This is a genomic window from Microcoleus sp. B5-D4 (assembly GCF_036705145.1).
In the GTDB taxonomy this organism is placed as follows: Bacteria; Cyanobacteriota; Cyanobacteriia; order Cyanobacteriales; family Microcoleaceae; genus Microcoleus.
Genome location: NZ_JAUBTV010000016.1, coordinates 71,417 through 90,951, shown reverse-complemented (window position 1 = coordinate 90,951; position 19,535 = coordinate 71,417). Strand labels below are relative to the sequence as shown.

Sequence of the window (19,535 nt, the reverse complement as noted above, 5' to 3'; positions counted from 1 at the left end):
TTATACAATTTTGTGATTCCACCAGTTGATAGTTTGATTGATACCAATATCTAAATCATATTTAGGTAAGAAACCCAATTCACCTGATAAACGGGAAATATTAGCTACAAATAAGTTTGGTTCTCCAGAAGATGCCAATATAGATCCTAACTTAACTAAGTTAGTTTTTCCTAGTTTTGATGCAATTTTATAAATAATTTCTTTAACAGCTACAGGCTTTCCCGAAGCTATATTAATCTCACCAGTAACATTACCTTCTAAAAGTTTTACAAAAGCATTAGCCACATCTTCAACATAAAGATAATCCCGTAGTTGATTACCATCAGAACACAAAGCAGGTTCGTTTTTCGACAAAGAAAGTATAACTGATGATACTAAACGCTTAGGGTGATCGTAAGGACCATAAACATTAAAAACACGCCCCCAAGCGCTACTAAGTTTAGTGATTTCTGCATAAGCTTTTAACATTTCTTGCAAAGTATTTTTGCAAACACCGTAAGCTGTATGGGGGTTTCTTGGAGTTAAAACTTCCGAACAGTAACCGTAGTTCCAATCATATTCCAAGGCGCTACCAGCCATGACAACTCGTTCCCCGCCTTGTTCTCGAAAATGTCTTAGTAATTCTAAACTAGCTTGTACCCAAAGGAAATTTTCTTCTGCTACTAAACATTTTCCCGGAATGTTGTACCAAGCAAAGTGCAGCAGGTGAGTTGGCTTGACGGTAGACACCAGATTTTTAACTTGCATGGGATCTAATAAATTCATGCTATGCCAACAGCATTTCCCGTTTACATCTCTTGAATTTAGTGGAATTTTAGAGGTGACAGCATGAACCTCAAAACCCGCAGCAGTTAAAGGTGCGATCGTGTGTCTACCAATAAAACCAGTCGCACCTGTTACTAGCACTTTTTTCATGGTTTATCAGTCTAATTTACAAAGGAAAAGCTAATTCTTCAAAAGGAGCGCTTAAATAGCGCTTGTAGTTGTCGCGATCGACAATATGCAAGCGTGGTAAGTCAAACACCAACTTTCCCCCTTTCTCCAGATACTCAATCTCATCCTCAATCACTTCGCGACGGAAATGCCAGATCAAGACAAATACATAGTCAGGTTGATTGCGCCGTAGCTCTTCCTGGCTAATGATCGGAATGCGCGTACCGGGCGTAACCAAACCGTGTTTTTGAGGTTGCAAGTCACAGATAGCAACCAGGTCTTTGGGGGTAATATCACAAAAATTCAGTACAATATTTCCCTTTGTCGATGCTCCATAGCCATAGACTTTTTTGCCAGCAGCGCGGGTGAGATTGAAAAAATTACGCACTTCATCACGATGCTGAAGAACGCGATTGCGGAAACGATCAAAAGGAGCTATTGTGCTAAGTGGCTCCTCATAATCAAGGAGCTTCTTAATATTGTGATGGTTAGGCTCCCTCGGACTATCATCCCGGGCTGCAATGAGGTAAAAACTACCACCATTGATATCATTCAAGCTCACATCCAGTATTTTGATACCAGCACGTTCAGCCATCCAAAAGATTTGGCGCAAACCCATATAGGTTATGTGTTCGTGACAAACTTGATCGTAGGTGAGGTTAGTCAACATCATCGGCATATACGACAACTCAAAACCCCACACCCCGTCTTGAGCAAGTATGGAATGAATTTGACGCATGAAACCTACAGGGTCTTCAAGGTCATAAAACATCGCAATTGAAGTTATTATGCGACACTTACGCTCTCCAATGATGCTACGCAAGCGATCCGCCGAAAAGAAATCATAAATAACCTGAATATCAGGATCGAAATTATCAGCGAACTTTTCACTGGATGGGTCCATCCCAACTCGAACCAGCCCCAGGTTCCGATACAAATTCAGCACAGTGCCATCATTGCAACCGATATCTAATACGATGTCGCCATCCTTCGGCTCTACAAGTTCGAGCAGGTGTTTAATCTTTGACTCTAGGTGACTACGCATCGTGCGACTGGTTGACGAACGGTAGCCATAAGTCGTCCCGTACATTTCCGATACATTAGCGGTATGCTTGAATTGTAGCATCCGACAAATATCACTTGAATCATCGCCATCGCCGTCACACAGAACTAGATCGAGAGGCGAAATCGATGGATTAGGGGAATCTATGGCTGGAAAAACACTGCTGAGGCATTGCTCGCCAAGATTTAAAACAGGGGTGAGATTTTCGTTGCCACAAATTCGACATTTAGTAATTTCTTTAACTGTGCCGGGGACTGAGTGCGTCATATGGTTCTCCAAAGTGAAAATATTCAAGCGGTTGAGTGAGTTGGTTGATTAAGTTAATACTCTTGTCTGCCAATCAATAGCTTAGCATCATCAGTCTCTCGTAACTGCCTCTACTCTAACATCTCTGTTAGGAATGAAAAACTAGAGAATTGATAGTTGCGAGCGACTGTCGAAAGTTACTAACGCCCATAGCACCAAAAACCTCTAGCTTTACCAGATATATTGCTGGCCAGTATACTTGCAGTTCATCTAGTTGTGAAGATATCTCTTGTGAAACAAAACTAGCTCAGCAAGGCACAGCAGTTCTATCCCTGCTTAATCAATGCCAATGTTGGGCTGTCAACGTTTAGAAATTTATCGTACCATTGAATGGCCTCGCGCAGTCCTTCTTCAAGAGAATACTGGGGTTTCCAATGCAACAGCCTGCGTGCCTTCTCTGCTGAAAGATATTGATGCTTGATTTCATTTTTAGCCTGATTCAAAATAATTGGCTCCAAATGACTCTTATCCATCAATTCCAAAATCTTACGCACCATTTCCAGCACCGGGATTTGCAGCTCATTACTGAAATTAAACGCTTCTCCCCATATTTCTCGTCTGTCCATCTGCTCAGCTAGATGCAAATAAGCTAAAACCCCATCTTTCACATAGAAATAGTCTCGGATATAACTGCCATCGCTGCGGAGTACCACTTGCTTGTCCCGCAAAGTTGACCGAATTGTATCGGGTACTATACGATTAAAATTTAAGTCTCCACCACCGTAAAAATTGCCACACCGGGTTACGCATACTGGCACCCTGTAGCTGACATAATAAGTCCGACAAATCAAATCTGCACAACTTTTAGAAACATCATAGGGGTGCTCTCCTTGCAGGGGTGTTGTCTCGTCGTAGGGCAGCACCAACTGATCTCCATAAGCTTTGTCGCTAGAGGCCACAACAACTCGACTGACACCCCCAATTTGGCGGCAGGCTTCTAGCAGGTTCCAAGTACCTTTAATATTTGTCTCGAAAGTCTCTAGCGGATCTCGGTTACCAACACCCACAATAGATTGAGCTGCCAAGTGAAATAAGGTGTCTACTTCATACTCATTGATCGCTCGTTTTAGGGTTTGTAAATCTTGTACGCACCCGCGCACTATGTTAATTTGCTGATGCCAGTCTTCTGTATAAAGTCTGGATTTTGGCACCCAGTCTCGGACTAATCCAGTTACCCTTGCCCCCCGTTGCACTAATTCAGCTACTAACCAGCTACCCAAAAGGCCTGTGCAACCTGTCACCAATACCGATCGATCGCGCCAAAATTCACTCATTCCCACACCCTCCAAGGAGCTTGTCCATTATCCCAAAGTTCATTCAAATATTTATACTCGCGGTAAGTATCCATCGCAAAGAAGAAACCTTCGTGGCGGTAAGCCATCAATTGACCTTCTCCCGCTAAGCGCTGTAACGGCTCTTGCTCTAAAAGACAATCATCCCCGTCTAAATGGTCAAATATGCTGCGGTGAAGTACCAACCATCCCGCACTAGCCCAGCCATCTATTTGAGGTTTTTCGGTGAATTCCAGAACTTGGCCTTGGTTGTTCACATCTAAAATACCATATCGGGATATTGGACGAACTGTACTAACAGTTGCCAGCTTACCATGAGCCTTATGAAAATCCACCAAAGCTCCAATATCGATATCCGCAACTCCATCACCGTATGTCACCATAAAGGTATCCTCGGCAATGTATTTCTCCACACGTTTCACCCGCCCCCCAGTCATAGTGTTCGAGCCAGTTTCCGCCAGTGTCACCTTAAAATCTTGCTCGCGATGCTCCTCGTGATAAGTAATGCAATTCTGGCGACCCAAGCAAATAGTAAAATCATTATTCATAGCTTCATAATTCAGGAAATACTCCTTAATCATGTTGCCGCGATAGCCCAAACACACAATAAAGTCCCGGAAACCGTAATGGGCATAGGTCTTCATAATGTGCCAGAGAATCGGATGCCCGCCCACATCAACTAAGGGCTTGGGACGAAATTCTGTTTCTTCTCGGAGACGTGTCCCCAAACCGCCGGCTAATATAACTACTTGCATTGTTTCACAGCTTTAAACGTCATCAACTCATCTTTATTCAAAGTGGGCTCGTGAAATTGTAGTGTATGGAAGAAGAATGGCTACCCGCTACGCCACTTAAAAATAATCGTCTCCTCAGCTTGCTTAAATTCTATATCAAACAAGTCAAATACTACCTCTCTCCCTAAAAGAACCTCTTGACAAAAATCAGTTTGTGCCCAAGCCACAGGCGCAGTAAAAATATGACCATCCAACTCCATTTCAATATCTCGCAACAGATATTCAATACTGCCACCAACTCCCTCTGCTTTACTGATACTCTCTCCCGCAGTTCTACTACAACCCAAATCTTCGCCAAGCTGCTTAGTGATTAAGCTGAGTTCAGCTCCAGAATCCACCAGCATTTCGACTCTTGCCGAGTTCTGAACTTTTAGATGCAGTTCATATCTGGGCTGCCAATCGTGAGATTTTAATGCCCTCATTCTGACAGGATAAAACCTAACAGGCTCAATAAACTCGCTTTCATATATGCGACCGATCACATAACTTAAATTAGGTGTATCAGGGGGAATCCCGTCCTTCATCTTTCGATAATCCCGATCGCAACTAATCACCCCTCGGTTAGTATAAGCGATCCACTGACCCCGATATTTCTTCAACTCCCGGCGATTAGCCTTATACCACTCCTTAGCTGTCGCATATTCTGCTGCCATATCTTCACCCCATACTTTTCCCTCACATCATCCTCGCTTCCACCATCATCCGCACCACATCGGGCATCTTATACTTAGCCTCCCATCCCAACTTTTGTTTCGCCTTACCCGGATGTCCCCTCCCAACTGCAATCTCCGTCGGTCTGTAAAGACTAGCATCGGTTACTAAATGTTCCCGCCAATCCAAACCCGCAGAAACAAAAGCTGTCTGCACAAACTCCTCCAAAGGATAACTTACACCCGTGGCAATTACATAATCATCCGGTTCTTCCTGCTGCAACATCAAATACATCGCCTCCACATATTCCGGCGCCCAACCCCAGTCCCGTTGCACTGAAATATTTCCTAAATGCAGTTTTTCGGAACTACCTGCCGCAATTCTGCACACAACAGATACAATTTTTTGGGTGACGAACCTCTCCGGTCGCAGCGACGACTCGTGATTGAACAAAATACCAGAACACGCAAACAAATTGTACGCTTCTCGATAATTTGCTACTTCCCAAAATGCCGTTGCTTTCGCTACCGCGTAGGGACTTCTGGGGCGAAAAGGCGTATTTTCATCGGCTGCACTGCCTCCGGTATCCCCAAAACATTCGCTGGAACTGGCGTTGTAAAGTTTGATTTTTCCGCCTGTAAACCGAATTGCTTCTAACAGATTCAATGTGCCTGTGGCAATGCTTTCGAGGGTTTCTACGGGTTGTTCAAAAGACAGACCGACGGAACTTTGACCGGCTAGATTGTACACCTCATCTGGCTCTATTTTGGCAAGCACTTGCAAGACGCTGCGAAAATCGTTGAGAGACATGGATTCTAGTTTTACTCTGTCTCGGATGCCCAAACGGGCCAGGTTTCCGAAACTAGACATTTGGGCGTCCCTGGAGGTGCCACAAACTTCATAACCTCGATCGAGCAGCAGTTTCGCTAGATAAGCTCCGTCCTGACCTGATATACCGCTAATTAACGCTTTTTTCATATCACATTTTGTTTTCAACACTGTACCGTAGCTGTTGATATTTTTTCAGGTTTTTAACTTTTATAGTCGGAATTTTTATTTTTTTAATGTTTGGGATTTTCCGAGAACTTAACCAAAGCAATTTTAAGCGCTTACTACAAACAAACAACAAATTTATCATCAAGCAGACCCGATCGCCCGATCGAAGTATGATTGCAAAAAGTTCGATAGCTGGGAGTAACAGTATACGGATATCGTAGGGAGACGGCACTACCCCTTGGTGTCAACTTAACGTCAAACCCTGTCACAGACTGCTGTTTGACTATTAACCCTAGATCCCCCCGGCGCCAAGGGCGGGCACGGGGGCACCGCCCCTACGAAGGGGGGGACAAGAGTCTTATCAAAGTCAACCCCTACTCCCCAACAATCAGGGGGATTTAGGGGGATCTAGACTTGGCTATGAACAAGAGATACCAAGGCTTTCAGGCTTAAGTTAACACCATTGCCCACTGCCGTCTCCCTACCATATTTCATCTTCTACTCGCCAACTATCGACTCCCAAAAGTCTCTACCGCTGGAAAACAGAAATAACCAGTCAGCTAGAAATCGACTCAAAAGTAAAAAATGTCAGCATTTTTTACCTTCTGCCGAATGACTAATACCTTCTGCCTTCGGGTACTAGGCTTCCCAACGTTCGGCGACTAATTCAGCCAAGTCAACCACCCGCTGACTGTAGCCCCACTCATTGTCGTACCAAGCCAAAACCTTTACCATGTCGCCATCCATCACCAGCGTCAAGCTGGAATCGAGAATCGAAGAAGCATCACTTCCGCGATAATCGCAAGAAACAAGAGGCAAATCGTTGTACTCCAAAATCCCTTTCATGGAGCCAGAGGCAGCTTCTTTGAACACTTGATTTACTTGCTCGGTAAAAGTCTTTTTCTCTACCTGAGCCACAAAATCGACTACGGACACATTGGGAGTCGGCACGCGCATGGCAATACCATTTAACTTGCCCTTCAATTCTGGAATCACCAAAGCCACAGCTTGGGCTGCACCCGTAGAAGTCGGCACAATATTCATTGCTGCCGCCCGGGCCCGCCGCAAGTCGCGGTGGCTGGCATCCAGCAAGCGCTGGTCGCCAGTATAGCTGTGGGTAGTGGTCATCATGCCTTTGACGATGCCAAAATTTTCGTGCAGCACTTTCAGTACAGGAGCTAGACAGTTAGTAGTACAGCTAGCATTGCTGATGACTGTGTAGTCACTGTGCTTGTAGTTGTGGTGGTTGACTCCCATCACATAAGTGCCAACTTCAGAACCCTTGCCGGGAGCGGTAATTAGCACTTTTTTAGCGCCGGCAGTGATATGCTTCGATGCACCAGCTTGGTCAACAAAGACACCGGTCGATTCAATAATCAGATCAATACCCCAATCTTTCCAAGGCAAGTTTAGCGGGTTGCGATCGCTCACGCATTTAACTGTCTTCCCATTTAGGGTAATGGAATTTTCATCCGCACTGATGTCCACATTCTTCAACGTTCCCATCATGGAATCGTATCTGAGCAAGTGAGCATTACTTCTGGGATCGGAAGTGTCATTAATAGCTACCAACTCTAGCTGGCTGTTTTCTCTGCCCAACCAGCAGCGCGCAAAACTGCGCCCGATACGTCCAAAACCATTGATCGCGACTCGAATCACTTTAGTACCTCCTAACGATGGCAGCCCTTAGCTTAGGCTTAAATTTTGGAAAAATTTAAGAATTGAGTTTTGACATTCTCACCGGACTAAAGCCACGGTGATTCCCAAACCTCACGATTTGAGTTTCTGCTTCATCGCAACTGCCTCCACCCACAAGGAGTTTTCTGGTCTTATGTTCGCTCCACAGACTAACCCCGCTAGCCCAGCGGTTTTTATGCGTCGAATACCTAAAAGGAATTCTTATCTGTTGTTTTGATTCCAGGGATGTTTACCATTGCCCTATCCTCTTTTCCCGGTCTACCGATTTGTCTGCGCCGCCAGTTGTACTGGACTTCGCTCGTTAGGCTGTCTGAATCCATCGTCGCGGGTGGGTCATTGACCAAACTATAGTTTAATATAAAGCGGTCTTAAAACGACGGGGTTTCCGCCCACCTTTCTGATGACACCAGATCATATCGCAAAGCTCGATCCTTTCTAACTTTTTGTGTCGATCAAAAAAACCTGAACTTTTTTAGAAGGCTGAAATTGCAAGGCAGAAGGCATTAGGCTTTCTGCCGCTGGTTACTGGTAAAGCTGATGGGCTGCAATATAAGTCCCGACAACTTCCGGGACTAAGTAGCGGAGGTCGAGCCTTTCGGCGCAGCAGCGGCGGATGTGGCTGGACGAAATCTCGATCGCACGCATGGACAGCACTTCCCAGCGAATTTCCACGTCCAAAAGAGCCATTTGTTCGGCAACTCGTCGGCCCACAGCATTCGCCTGAACCTGCATCCTGTCCCCCCCGGAATCGAGGGGTTTTCCACCGGGACAATCTCCCCACTCGGACAGTCCCCCCATCTCCCCGCTTTCTGCTGTCACTCGATCTCCGTGACTCGGACGTGGCGCCACCAACCAGTCGCACAACCCGGCAATTTCGGCGCACCGGTGCCATTTGGGGAGAGTAAGGAGTGCGTCACTACCAATAATCCAGTACCAGCGATGATCGCCGGGATACAATTTTTGCAAATACAGCAGGGTGTCGATCGCAAAACAACTGCCTCTGGGATTTGCCGACCGCGGCGAAATTACGAAGTCTGGGCGATCGCCGATCGCCAGAGCAAGCATTTCCCGCCGCTGCTCAAAACTTGCCAAATCCGGGCGCTCTTTGTGAGGAGGAGAGCGATCCGGTACCCAAATGACTCGATCGAGAGCAAATTGACTCGCAGCCGTCTCGGCTACCAACAGGTGACCCCAGTGAACCGGGTCAAAAGTCCCCCCCAAAATCGCTATTTTCCCCATATTTCCCCAAAATCAGGATTAGTAGAGACATCGCGCCAATTTTATGTTTATACACTTTTAACCGTAAGCTCTATCACTTTTCCACTTATTCGACTAACTGCATAACTTGGTATATATACAATTAAGTGAGAATACATACTATCTATAGTTGCTGTAATTGAGTTGCGATCGTGTCAATCTCTGACTTTCAAGAAAAAATAACCGTAGGAGTAGATAAATGACTACAAAATGAGCGAAATTTTGTGGTTCGTGGTAGTGTTTGTAAATCCTTATGGGTTTCACCCTCAATCTTGGTAGAAAGGTTGTGGGGCTTTTGCTGCCGTATCCCAGCACAGCAGGCGGATAGAAATAGAAAGAATGCAGGAGTATGCAACCACCCAAAATTAGTCTATTGGCACAGGCCCCAGACCCCGTTTTCTCTTACCTGCAATTTTCGAGCTGTGACTGTTCCGGAAAACTACTCGGTACTAAGTCATATAGGATACAAGACAAACATCTCTACAAGTCCCTCAAATCTAGGGACGCGCAGAGAATTTTGTACAAAATCTCTAGCGAACTGTATCCTGAAAAAACAATTCTTGATATGATATCGCGTGTTATTGGCGTGGTGTGGTGTGTGAGGAGCAAAGATGCCGAGTTCTGTTGATTTTAGCGGTAGACCATTTCATTTCATCGGCATTGGTGGGATTGGGATGTCAGCCCTTGCCTACATTCTAGCTAAACGCAAGTTGCCTGTGTACGGCTCCGACATTAAATCGAGTCACATAACCGAGCGCTTGCAAGGAATGGGAGCTCATATTTTTTGGAGTCAAGACGCCAGCAATTTGGAACTATTTCAAACGGCCCTCAACGGTAGCAGTCCCGACTGCGGGCAACAGGAAAGGGCAGTATCCTCGATAGTCGCGGGTACGGTAGGGACTTCTGTCGCGACAGCCAAAGCTGTCCAATTGAACGGCAACGGTTCAAGCGCCCAAGCAATTGCGGGATTGCCTCAAGTAGTATGTTCGACGGCTATTCACCCAGCCAATGCCGAATATCGAGCTGCTTTAGATTTGGGCTGTCCGATTTTTCATCGATCGGATGTGTTGGCAGCGTTAATTCAAGATTATCAAAGCATAGCGGTAGCCGGGACTCATGGCAAAACTACTACTAGCAGCTTAATCGGCTTCATGCTGATGGCGGCGGGTCTAGACCCGACGATCGTAGTAGGAGGCGAGGTAAATGCTTGGGAAGGCAATGCCCGTTTGGGGGAAGGGCCCTACTTAGTGGCCGAGGCTGATGAATCCGACGGTTCTCTCGTTAAGCTGGTAGCCAAAATTGGCATAGTGACGAATGTGGAACTGGATCATCCAGACCATTACGATACCCTTGACCAGGTAATAGACACATTTAAGGTGTTTGCCCAAAACTGTCAAACCTTGGTGGGCTGCATTGACGACCAAATCGTCAAAGACTGCCTTCACCCTCATGTCAGTTATAGCTTGCAGCCGGACAGCGGTGCTGACTACACGGCTTCGGGCGTGGAGTACGGGGCAGAAAGCACCAAGGCTCGGATTTGGGAGCGAGGAGTTTTCCTGGGGGAAATGGAGTTGAAGTTGCTCGGCACACACAATCTCAGCAATGCACTAGCTGCGGTAGCAGTAGGCCGATTGTTGGGGTTAGAGTTTTCGGCGATTGCCAAAGCGATTGCTGGCTTTGAAGGAGCTCGCCGCCGTTTTGAGGTGCGGGGCTTTCACAATGACATCCTGTTTGTGGACGACTACGCCCACCATCCTAGCGAAATTCGTGTCACCTTGGCGGCGGCTCGCTTGCGGATCGAAGGTAGCGAAAAAAATCCCAAATCCCGAAGAGTGGTTGCAATTTTTCAACCCCACCGTTACAGCCGGACTCTGACATTTTTGCCAGAATTTGCTCAATCTTTTGGGGATGCTGATTTGGTTGTGGCTTGCGATATTTATAGTGCTGGGGAACCAAATTTAGGAGAAATTAGCGGGCAGCAAGTTGCTGATTTGATTGCTAAAGAAGGCCGAGAGGTTGAGTTTGCGCCTTCCCTGGAGTCAGTCACTAAGTTTTTAACCAAAAATCTGCAACCGGGGGATTTGGCTCTGTTTTTGGGCGCTGGTAATCTGAATCAGATTATTCCAGAGGTTATGGCTTTTTATCAACAAGCCGATCGCCCCGATTAGCTCGCGAACTGAGTAGAGTCGATCGACATTATGGCGTTGCACGTTGGGCCGAAACTTCTGTCGGACGGCTCGCTCAAAGGGGCGACATAAGTTAGCTAAATGGATTTTAAACCACGTCTTCGAGCGAAGGTATTTTTAAGGATTTTCAAGATGGTGACTATCTCGAATGACTCCTCTGTTAAGGACAATCGGCGAGTGTATTCTCCTATTTCTTTGCGGGGAACTGATTGCAAGATTAACTCCCAAGTTTCGCTGGCGGGCCTGACTTCCTTCCGAGTCGGTGGCCCTGCCGAGTGGTACGTTGCTCCCCGCAGTATGGAGGCTTTGCAAGCGAGTTTTGCTTGGGCTGATTCTGAAGGGGTGCCTGTGACTCTGCTGGGTGCCGGTTCTAATTTGTTGGTGAGCGATCGGGGTTTATCCGGTTTGGTCGTCGGCACTCGCTACCTCAAACAGGTGAATTTTAACCCAGAAACAGGTCAAGTTACAGCGGGGGCGGGGGAGTCAATTCCGCGCCTGGCTTGGTTGGCGGCTAAGCGGGGCTGGAAAGGCCTAGAATGGGCCGTCGGCATACCTGGTACCGTGGGAGGGGCTGTGGTGATGAATGCAGGCGCTCACAGAGGCTGTACTGCTGATATTCTGGTCAACGCTCGCGTGCTATCCCCTGGTGGCAAGGTGGAAATTCTGACTCCCCAAGAGTTGGAGTACCGCTACCGGACTTCGGTGCTGCAAGGGGGCGATCGGCTAGTAACAGAAGCGACTTTTCAGTTACAGCCGGGATTCGATCGATCGCAAGTAATGGCAGAAACTAATGACCATTTCAGCCAGCGGCGGACAACTCAACCTTACCACTTACCGAGCTGTGGCTCAGTCTTCCGCAACCCCGGCCCCAAGACGGCAGGTTGGTTCATCGAACAAGCGGGACTGAAGGGATATCAGATCGGCGGTGCACAAGTGGCTCAGCGTCATGCTAATTTTATTCTTAACTGCGGGTCGGCAACGGCCAATGATATTTTTCAAGTGATCCGCCACGTTCAACAGCAAGTCGAGCAGCGGTGGTCGCTGTTGTTGGAGCCAGAAGTTAGAATACTGGGAGAGTTTCCCTTCTAAGGCATCATTGAAGTAATACGGAAACGGCAGACTGCCAGCCCACACACCATCACAAAGTAGTTGTCAGGAACTCAGGGCTAAAGCCACTGAGCTTGTAAGAAATTACAAGCTATTCTGACCAGCCTAAGTCTTAACTGACTACGTTATTTGAGTCACGACACCGGCGAATGCGAAGCTAGTTTTCCGCTCTGTCATCTGCAATTAAACAGTCTTAAAGTCACTGAGACAGTGTTGCAGGTCTAAAAAGCTCTTATAACCTTGGCGAAGCTAACATTACCCGAAAGGGACTCGGAGACAACCATATCTCCATAGAGGGGCAACCATACCCCTCTAACCCCGCAAGGGGATTCAAGGCGATTGAAATCGCCGTGTCGTTTTCCTCTCAGGGCTGAAGCCACTGAGTTTCCCACTTACCGAGTATTTTTTATGACAAAATCAGGACAAGGATTTGGCTTCGGCCTGGGCAAAATGAAAGAACTGACTGAAGCTTTCAAAAAAGCTCAGCAGGTTCAAGAAGGAGCTAAAAAGCTCCAAGAAGAGTTGGATTTAATGGAAATTGAGGGAACTGCAGGCGGCGGCTTGGTCAAGGTTTTTCTCAGCGGCAACCAAGAACCCCGCCGCGTGGAAATCTCACCGGATGCCCTCGGTGAAGGTGCTGATGTGGTTTCTGAACTCGTCACGGTGGCGATGCAGGATGCTTACGCTAAGTCTACGATGACGATGCGGGAGAAAATGGAAGAACTCACCGGTGGACTAAATCTCCCCGGTTTCGGTTAGTCATTAGTTATCAGTCAATTGTTGACTGTTGACTGTTGACTGTTAACTGTTGACTGTTGACTGTTGACTGTTGACTGATTAAACTTTCTGGAAAACCCCTATACTAAGGTGCGTCGCTGCTCCATGTTCGATAGAACTTGCAGATTGACTCTGAAAGCGACGCACCCTACAAATTAGCAGTGTTGACTGACTAATAACTAATAACTAATAACTAATAACTAATAACTAATGACTAAATTATTATTTGTCTGCCTCGGAAATATCTGCCGATCGCCCTCAGCAGAAAATATTATGAATCACTTAATTGAACAAGCTGGTTTGAGCGATCGCATCACCTGCGATTCTGCTGGAACTGCTAGCTATCACATTGGCAGCCCCCCTGACAGGCGGATGGCATTGGCGGCGAGGAAGCGAGACATTGAATTGTTAGGCGAAGCCCGCCAATTTACCAAGAAAGATTTTGAAAAATTTGATTTGATTCTGGCTATGGATCGAGACAATTATCGCAATATTCTTGCCCTGGACTCGGCTGGAAAGTATAAAGATAAAGTGCGGCTGATGTGCGATTTTTGCCAGAAATACGACCTTAAAGAAGTGCCAGATCCTTACTACGGTGGCCCGGAGGGATTCGATCGAGTAATTGATTTGCTCCACGATGCTTCCGAGGGTTTGTTGGAGTACGTTGTCAGTCAGGAAAAATTAAGAATTACCAATTAAGAATTACCAATTACCCATTACCGACTAAATGGTGTTCCATCGCAAAGCGAACGAGTTCTGCACGGTTGTTGCTGTCAGTTTTTCTGAACAAGCTGCTGACGTGCTTTTCGATCGTTCGAGGGCTGAGGTGGAGTGTGGAGCCTATTTGAATATTAGAAAGTCCTTCTGTCAGCAAATCTAGCACTTCTCGCTCTCGCTGAGTCAAAGTCGGAGCATTTTGGCTGGGAGATGCCCGTGAAGCGGAGCTATCTCGTAGGGAATCGCCTGTGTTTGACTGTTGAGTTAAAAAATCTGCTTCTGGCTTGTCATTGGCTCTGCTGCGTGCCTCTGTTGGCGTCGGTTCTGGTTTTGGAGAACGAGAGGGGGCCTGAGCGATTAGAGCGTAGCGATCGAGCAAAGAGCGAATAACCGCCCCCAATTCCTGGAGTTCAAAAGGTTTAGCCAGATAATTGTCGCACCCCATCTGATAGCCGCGAATCCGTTCCTGCGTGCTCGTGCGTTCCGTCAAAAAAATCACCGGCAGCAAGCGAAAAGCGGGACGAGTCCGAACTCGCCGGACGAATTCGTAGCCATCCATCTGGGGCATTGTAATGTCGGTAACAATCAAGTGAGGCTGAAATTCATCTACCAAACCTAAAGCTTCTTTGCCGTTCTCAGCAGCGATTACAGAGTATCCGGTAATTTCCAGATAATCGGTAATCGACAAGCGAGTCGCGAAATCGTCGTCAGCAACCAGAATCGTCAAGGGCATGGGGGAATTAAAAATTAAACATTAAAAGTGACTAATTTCACTTTTAATGTTTAATTCTACTGTTTAATTCTCTTGTTGACACTCCCCTCGCTGAAGCCGAGGGGATTCTTAATTCAGCGACTGACCTTAAAATGTGCTGTCCTTACGGCAATACTTAAACCTTTCAACCGTGGGGATACCACCAATTGACGAGCCTAATTCAGAAGCATCCCAGCGGGTCTATCTCCAAAAGCGTACTAGGATATTTCCCGCTTTGTTTGGGTATGCTGTTCGGCATTTAAAGGGCTTGCGTAAGGTGCGTCAGCATCTAAGGTTTTCCGTTTCAGCGTAAGGGTTCGCGAATGACGCACCCTACTAGCCTCGTTACTGGTTTAAATGCTCCACAGCTTATGCCCTACCCTACTTAACAATTCGAGCGTGAAAAAGTTTATTTGCTGGATTGAAACCTACATTTTCGGTTTCGACTGTTTATAGTGTTTTCGCCGCACTTTGTCCCCCAGTTTATGCCTAAAAGTGTGTCTCATGTCCTGTTTCACTTCGGGCAAGGGAGTTTAACCCTGACTGTTTCAGTTTACCAGACTGTCCCGTTTTGTCCAAAGCTTTTTAAGGAAGTTTTTTGAATTAAAAAGATTGGATTTTGGGTTCATGACTGAGGTAAAGAGAACAGGCAGGATTTATCCTGCAACGCCCTTTCATCCCCGGACTGAAGTCACGGGGTTTTCAGGGTATTCCTTATAAGTTGCAGTTAAAGTAGCCGGTTGTCCTAATTTGCCCTCCAAAGCTACGCCGCGCCCGTTTGCTGCCAAATGCCGCAGAGTTTTGTAAATTGTCTCGATTTGCTCTGGCTTTCCTGCTTTTTTGGCTATTTCTGAGACAGACAGAGGTTTTTGGGCGTCTTTGAGCACTTGCAGTACCCGTTGCTGCAAGTCCAATACAGCAGCGGCCGCTTTTTTGCCGGCTTCGACGCCCGGTTGGTGATAGGCATTGACATTCACCAAGGAACCGTAAAAACCTACGGCTCTTTCGTAGAGGGCGATTAATGCTCCTACTGTCCTAGGGTTGACTTGGGGAATGGTGACAGTAATGGAATCTCGGTGATTTTCGTACAAGGCTTGTCGAGTTCCCTGCAACAAACCAGACAAATAATCTCCCGAAGTGACGCCGGTTTCTACTTCTGGGGAAATGCCTTGCCTGTCTTGCAAAACTTCGATAAATGTTAGGAAGAAATTCGGCACGCCGTCTCGCAGTTGCTGGACGTAGGCGTGTTGGTCGGTGCTGCCTTTGTTGCCGTAAACTGCGATTCCTTGATGAACTGTGTTGCCGTCTAAATCTTCCTGTTTGCCGATCGATTCCATGACTAATTGCTGCAAGTAGCGGCTGAACAATAGCAGTGAATCTTTATACGGCAAAACTACCATATCTTTCTCGCCACGTCCGTTGCAAGCAAAATACCAGGACATTGCTAACAAGGCGGCGGGATTATTTTTAATGTCGGGAATTCTGGTAGCTTCGTCCATCACTTTAGCGCCGTCGAGCATCGCCTGAATGTCGATGCCTTGCAAAGCTGCGGGCAAAAGTCCTACTGCTGACAGTTCCGAAGTGCGCCCTCCCACCCAGTCGGCCATCGGGAAGCTGGCAATCCAGCCTTCGGATTTGGCTAATGTGTCTAGTTTGCTGTCTGTTCCAGTGATGGCAATTGCTTGTTTGGCAAAATCCAGTTTTTCGGCGGCGAAGGCTTTTTGAACTTCGATCATCCCGTTGCGGGGTTCGGGGGTGCCGCCGGATTTGGAGATAGTAATTACTAGGGTGCTGGCGAGTTTGTCTTTAATTTTGTTAAGGATGCGATCGATCCCAGCGGGATCTGTGTTGTCGATAAAATGTATTGCTAGGGGCGGAATGTCTGGCGATAAAGCTTCGGAGACAAATTGGGGGCCTAGGGCGGAACCGCCGATGCCGATCGAAATTATGTCGGTAAATTGCGGAGCAAAGGGCGGTTTAATATCGCGGTTTTGAATTTTCTTGACAAATGCTTCGACTTGTGATATACCTTCGACTATTTCTTGTTTTAATTCTGGAGTGGGAGCTAAATCGGGGTTTCGCAGCCAGTAGTGGCCCACCATGCGGTTTTCGTCGGGATTGGCGATCGCACCTGCTTCTAAAGCTGCCATATCTTTGAAAGCTTTGTCAAATTTGGGCTTCAGTGCTGCTGCGAAAGCGTCGTCGAATCCCATGCGGCTGATATCGAGGTAAAGTCCCAATCCAGAGTGATAGTAAAGCCAGTCTTGATAGCGTTGCCAGAGTGCTGCGGCGTCCATAGGAATTCTCTACAATTTTTTTAATGTTCGATCGGCGTCGTCAGGAATCAACCAATTGTAGTTCAAAACTCACCGAAGAGCACCTTTCCTAAGAACAGGCAAGATGCCTGTTCCACAAAGAGTGAGTTTTCTTGTGGGGTAGCCCCAGATCCCGCCCTCGAAATCCTGATTGAAAAGGATACAATATCTGAGTTAAAACTCAGCGAAGAGCTGCATTCTCGCTTAACAGGCATCTTGCCTGTTCCACAACCAGAGTTAATTTCTTGTGGAGCTTCTCTTCAGTTTTTATTTGTTAAAGTATAAATACTTAAGGTTGTATAATATACAGATATTAGAATTAAAGTGCGATCGACTATGCTTACTCTCTCTCCCGAATTAAAAGAAAAATTATCAACTCCGCTCAAAATCGGCGATTTTGAAGTTAAAAGCCGCGTCCTGCAATCACCCTTATCCGGCGTTACCGATTTGGTATTTCGTCGCCTGGTGCGCCGCTACGCGCCGGATTCGATGATGTACACGGAAATGGTGAACGCTACGGGTTTGCACTACGTGAAGCAACTGCCGAGAATTATGGAAGTTGACCCGAACGAGCGTCCGATTAGCATTCAATTGTTTGACTGCCGGCCGGATTTCTTGGCAGAAGCGGCCCAGAAAGCAGTGGTAGAAGGAGCGGATACTGTTGATATTAATATGGGGTGTCCGGTTAACAAAATTACTAAAAACGGCGGCGGTTCTTCCCTGCTGCGAGACCCGGAAACGGCCGAGGCAATTGTGCGGGCTGTTGTGGAAGCGGTAGATGTTCCTGTCACGGTTAAAACTCGGATTGGTTGGACTGACAAAGAAATTAATATTTTGGAATTTGCCAAGCGGATGGAAGATGCGGGAGCAAAAATGATTACCGTGCACGGCCGCACTCGATCGCAAGGTTACACCGGCCCGGCAAAATGGGAGTGGATTCGCCGAGTGAAAGAAGTTTTATCGATTCCTGTTATTGCTAACGGGGATATTTTTTCTGTGGAAGCAGCGATGCGATGTCTGGAAGAAACCGGCGCCGATGGAGTGATGTGTTCGCGGGGAACTTTGGGCTATCCTTTTTTGGTGGGAGAAGTTGATTATTTCTTAAAAACTGGTGTGGAAAAGATAGCTCCGACACCAATTGAACGCCTCGAATGTGCTAAGGAACATTTGCGGGCTTTGTGGGAATATAAAGGTGAAAGCGGTGTCTGCCAAGCGCGCAAGCACTTAACCTGGTATGCTAAGGGTTTCCCCGGCGCTGGGGAATTGCGGGGCGTGTTGGCTGTGGTAGAAACGGTGGAACAAGGTTGCGATTCGATCGATCGCGCGATCGAGCAATTACCCGCATAAACCTTACCCGCAGATGTCAACTAGGGATTACAGAAACAAAATTCACCTCTGCGGGCTAAGATTTAAGACAAAGTTAAAAATTTGTGGGTGGGGGAAAGCATGGATTCCTTAAAAGGGCGAGATTTATTAAGTCTGGCAGATTTAAGCATTGATGAATTAAATTATGTGCTGGATCTAGCAGCCAGTTTAAAATCGGGAATGGTCAAGCTGAAACGCAATAAAGTTCTCGGCTTGTTATTTTCCAAAGCTTCAACGCGAACGCGGGTAAGTTTTACGGTAGCAATGTATAAATTGGGAGGGCAAGTGATTGACCTCAATCCCAACGTTACACAAGTCAGCCGCGGTGAACCTTTGGTAGATACGGCCAGGGTTTTAGACAGATATTTAGACATTTTAGCGATTCGGACTTTCGAGCAAAAAGATTTAGCAACTTTTGCTAACTATGCCAAAATTCCTGTGATTAATGCACTGACCGATGACGAACACCCATGCCAAGTGCTGGCGGATTTAATGACAGTAAAAGAGTGTTTTGGTAAGTTGGAAGGGGTGACTTTGACTTATTTGGGCGATGGCAATAATATGGCAAATTCGCTGATGTTGGGCTGTGCCATGACGGGAATGAATGTAAGAATTGCTTGCCCTCAAGATTTCCAGCCTAATGCCGAGATAGTGGAAAAAGCTAAGAATATTGCTAATGGAAAAACAGAAGTTACTGTGACGGCGGACGCAGAAGCTGCTGTGAAGAATGCTCAAGTGATTTATACTGATGTTTGGGCGAGTATGGGACAGGAAGAGGAAGCAAAAATCAGGATTCCTTTGTTTGAGCCATATCAGGTAAATGAACAATTGCTGAAGTTAGCAGATAAGAATGCAATTGTATTGCACTGTTTGCCCGCACACCGGGATGAAGAGATTACCGATGCAGTGATTGAAGGCAGTCAATCGCGCGTTTGGGATCAGGCAGAAAATCGGATGCACGCTCAGCAAGCTTTGCTGGCTAGTATTCTAGAAAGCGATTAGGTTTGTAGTAACGACTTCATGCCTTAAAAATGTTGTCAGTAAATATGTCGCCCGTTCGCCAGTCCGCCAGGGGTTTAAACCCCTGGCTCAAAGCTTAAGTCGGTTAAAACCGACTGCGATTATTATACCAATTTCATAAAGTAGCGCTAGATATTACCCCCCCAACCCCCCCTTATTAAGGGGGGGCTAAGACTTCATCCATAGCACATCTTTAGAAAAATGGTATTAGATTTATGGTATCGATTTTTTAGGCGAATAAAATTGCCGATGAATTCAAAATAGTTGGCAGTTTTTACAAACAGATTAAATACTTGCCTCTCTCTCT

General features: G+C 46.5%; 16 protein-coding genes. 6 read left to right on the top strand and 10 right to left on the bottom strand.

Going from position 1 to position 19,535, the window contains the following annotated elements; all coding sequences use genetic code 11:
• The 8 genes from QUB10_RS10645 to nadD all read right to left on the bottom strand — a co-directional run bounded on the left by QUB10_RS10645 (position 1) and on the right by nadD (position 8,972).
• A complete protein-coding gene (locus QUB10_RS10645; protein WP_333201895.1) occupies positions 1-915 on the bottom strand; it encodes an NAD(P)-dependent oxidoreductase in 915 nt (304 codons plus the stop codon).
• A gap of 16 nt (positions 916-931) precedes the next feature.
• Entirely contained in the window at positions 932-2,263 is a 1,332-nt protein-coding gene (locus QUB10_RS10640; protein WP_333201893.1) for a class I SAM-dependent methyltransferase, read from the bottom strand.
• A gap of 305 nt (positions 2,264-2,568) precedes the next feature.
• Entirely contained in the window at positions 2,569-3,576 is a 1,008-nt protein-coding gene (locus QUB10_RS10635) for a GDP-mannose 4,6-dehydratase (protein ID WP_333201891.1), read from the bottom strand.
• Positions 3,573-4,349, bottom strand: coding sequence for a glucose-1-phosphate cytidylyltransferase (gene rfbF, locus QUB10_RS10630; protein WP_333201889.1), 777 nt, complete (start codon positions 4,347-4,349; stop codon positions 3,573-3,575). Before rfbF ends, QUB10_RS10635 begins: the two co-directional genes overlap by 4 nt.
• 80 nt (positions 4,350-4,429) lie before the next feature.
• Positions 4,430-5,041 (bottom strand): aspartyl protease family protein, encoded by a 612-nt coding sequence (locus QUB10_RS10625; RefSeq protein ID WP_333201887.1) that lies wholly within the window; start codon positions 5,039-5,041, stop codon positions 4,430-4,432.
• A gap of 22 nt (positions 5,042-5,063) precedes the next feature.
• Entirely contained in the window at positions 5,064-6,017 is a 954-nt protein-coding gene (locus tag QUB10_RS10620) for a GDP-mannose 4,6-dehydratase (protein ID WP_333201885.1), read from the bottom strand.
• Between the two features lie 657 nt (positions 6,018-6,674).
• Positions 6,675-7,694 (bottom strand): type I glyceraldehyde-3-phosphate dehydrogenase, encoded by a 1,020-nt coding sequence (locus QUB10_RS10615; protein ID WP_006634268.1) that lies wholly within the window; start codon positions 7,692-7,694, stop codon positions 6,675-6,677.
• Positions 7,695-8,255: 561 nt separating this feature from the next.
• A complete protein-coding gene (gene nadD / locus QUB10_RS10610; RefSeq protein WP_333201883.1) occupies positions 8,256-8,972 on the bottom strand; it encodes a nicotinate (nicotinamide) nucleotide adenylyltransferase in 717 nt (238 codons plus the stop codon).
• A 629-nt stretch (positions 8,973-9,601) separates the two neighbouring features.
• Between nadD and murC the strand changes: the two genes are divergently transcribed.
• The 4 genes from murC (at position 9,602) to QUB10_RS10590 (ending at position 13,759) form a co-directional block, all read left to right on the top strand.
• Positions 9,602-11,158, top strand: coding sequence for a UDP-N-acetylmuramate--L-alanine ligase (murC, locus tag QUB10_RS10605; RefSeq protein ID WP_333201881.1), 1,557 nt, complete (start codon positions 9,602-9,604; stop codon positions 11,156-11,158).
• A 150-nt stretch (positions 11,159-11,308) separates the two neighbouring features.
• On the top strand, positions 11,309-12,265 hold the full coding sequence (murB, locus tag QUB10_RS10600; RefSeq protein ID WP_333102382.1) for a UDP-N-acetylmuramate dehydrogenase: 957 nt from the start codon (positions 11,309-11,311) through the stop codon (positions 12,263-12,265).
• A 426-nt stretch (positions 12,266-12,691) separates the two neighbouring features.
• On the top strand, positions 12,692-13,042 hold the full coding sequence (locus QUB10_RS10595) for a YbaB/EbfC family nucleoid-associated protein (protein ID WP_333201879.1): 351 nt from the start codon (positions 12,692-12,694) through the stop codon (positions 13,040-13,042).
• Between the two features lie 228 nt (positions 13,043-13,270).
• Positions 13,271-13,759: a low molecular weight protein-tyrosine-phosphatase gene (locus tag QUB10_RS10590; RefSeq protein ID WP_333201877.1), complete on the top strand. Its 489-nt coding sequence runs from the start codon at positions 13,271-13,273 to the stop codon at positions 13,757-13,759.
• A gap of 10 nt (positions 13,760-13,769) precedes the next feature.
• Here the strand turns inward: QUB10_RS10590 and QUB10_RS10585 are convergent, their stop codons facing one another.
• Both QUB10_RS10585 and QUB10_RS10580 read right to left on the bottom strand, forming a co-directional pair.
• Positions 13,770-14,510, bottom strand: a complete 741-nt coding sequence (locus tag QUB10_RS10585; protein ID WP_333201875.1) for a DNA-binding response regulator — start codon at positions 14,508-14,510, stop codon at positions 13,770-13,772.
• Between the two features lie 692 nt (positions 14,511-15,202).
• Positions 15,203-16,825, bottom strand: coding sequence for a glucose-6-phosphate isomerase (locus QUB10_RS10580; RefSeq protein ID WP_333201873.1), 1,623 nt, complete (start codon positions 16,823-16,825; stop codon positions 15,203-15,205).
• Positions 16,826-17,179: 354 nt separating this feature from the next.
• On the opposite strand from QUB10_RS10580, the gene dusB reads away from it, so the two are divergent.
• A complete protein-coding gene (gene dusB / locus QUB10_RS10575) occupies positions 17,180-18,190 on the top strand; it encodes a tRNA dihydrouridine synthase DusB (RefSeq protein ID WP_333201871.1) in 1,011 nt (336 codons plus the stop codon).
• A gap of 99 nt (positions 18,191-18,289) precedes the next feature.
• The gene (gene argF, locus QUB10_RS10570) at positions 18,290-19,210 is read left to right on the top strand and encodes an ornithine carbamoyltransferase (protein ID WP_333201869.1); all 921 of its coding nucleotides are present in this window, start codon (positions 18,290-18,292) and stop codon (positions 19,208-19,210) included.
• Positions 19,211-19,535 lie beyond the last annotated feature (325 nt).

Bases quoted from the DNA above. Each gene is read 5' to 3' on its own strand.
- QUB10_RS10645 (WP_333201895.1), bottom strand. From the start codon at position 915: ATGAAAAAAGTGCTAGTAACAGGTGCGACTGGTTTTATTGGTAGACAC.
- QUB10_RS10640 (WP_333201893.1), bottom strand. From the start codon at position 2,263: ATGACGCACTCAGTCCCCGGCACAGTTAAAGAAATTACTAAATGTCGA.
- QUB10_RS10635 (WP_333201891.1), bottom strand. From the start codon at position 3,576: ATGAGTGAATTTTGGCGCGATCGATCGGTATTGGTGACAGGTTGCACA.
- rfbF (WP_333201889.1), bottom strand. From the start codon at position 4,349: ATGCAAGTAGTTATATTAGCCGGCGGTTTGGGGACACGTCTCCGAGAA.
- QUB10_RS10625 (WP_333201887.1), bottom strand. From the start codon at position 5,041: ATGGCAGCAGAATATGCGACAGCTAAGGAGTGGTATAAGGCTAATCGC.
- QUB10_RS10620 (WP_333201885.1), bottom strand. From the start codon at position 6,017: ATGAAAAAAGCGTTAATTAGCGGTATATCAGGTCAGGACGGAGCTTAT.
- nadD (WP_333201883.1), bottom strand. From the start codon at position 8,972: ATGGGGAAAATAGCGATTTTGGGGGGGACTTTTGACCCGGTTCACTGG.
- murC (WP_333201881.1), top strand. From the start codon at position 9,602: ATGCCGAGTTCTGTTGATTTTAGCGGTAGACCATTTCATTTCATCGGC.
- murB (WP_333102382.1), top strand. From the start codon at position 11,309: ATGGTGACTATCTCGAATGACTCCTCTGTTAAGGACAATCGGCGAGTG.
- QUB10_RS10595 (WP_333201879.1), top strand. From the start codon at position 12,692: ATGACAAAATCAGGACAAGGATTTGGCTTCGGCCTGGGCAAAATGAAA.
- QUB10_RS10590 (WP_333201877.1), top strand. From the start codon at position 13,271: ATGACTAAATTATTATTTGTCTGCCTCGGAAATATCTGCCGATCGCCC.
- QUB10_RS10585 (WP_333201875.1), bottom strand. From the start codon at position 14,510: ATGCCCTTGACGATTCTGGTTGCTGACGACGATTTCGCGACTCGCTTG.
- QUB10_RS10580 (WP_333201873.1), bottom strand. From the start codon at position 16,825: ATGGACGCCGCAGCACTCTGGCAACGCTATCAAGACTGGCTTTACTAT.
- dusB (WP_333201871.1), top strand. From the start codon at position 17,180: ATGCTTACTCTCTCTCCCGAATTAAAAGAAAAATTATCAACTCCGCTC.
- argF (WP_333201869.1), top strand. From the start codon at position 18,290: ATGGATTCCTTAAAAGGGCGAGATTTATTAAGTCTGGCAGATTTAAGC.